1 protein-coding gene is annotated in these 429 nt (G+C 47.1%); it reads left to right on the plus strand.

The features are described from left to right. Positions 1-429 (plus strand): hypothetical protein (locus BWR59_RS32545; protein ID WP_218191325.1); only part of this gene is annotated, 429 nt, incomplete at both ends.

Raw genomic sequence — 429 nt, forward strand, 5'->3', positions numbered from 1 at the left:
TTTCCGACCCCGACTTAATTAACGGCACTGTAAGCACAGATGCACTTGGACTTCCCCGCGTGGCCAGCGGCATGTTCGCTAGCGTGTACAAAATCAACACCGACAGCAACAATTGGGCTGTTCGCTGTTTTCTGCGCAACTTGCCAGAAACACTCGAACGCTATGTAGTCATAGAAGAGGAATTGCATAAAGTCGGCTTATCATCAACAGTTGAATTTGACCTGCAAGAAGAAGGAATAAAGATTCACAACCGAAATTTCCCCATGCTCAAAATGCAGTGGTGCAGCGGCATCTCTTTGACGACATGGCTAGAAAAGCATCTCAACGACCCAGCTTCACTTAAACGGTTTCTCGATAATTGGCAGTCAACTGTTGCAGAAATGCAAAACGCAGGCATCGCGCACGGTGATTTGCAACACGGCAACATTT

It is taken from the genome of Pseudomonas sp. Bc-h (assembly GCF_002080045.1).
Taxonomy (GTDB): domain Bacteria; phylum Pseudomonadota; class Gammaproteobacteria; order Pseudomonadales; family Pseudomonadaceae; genus Aquipseudomonas.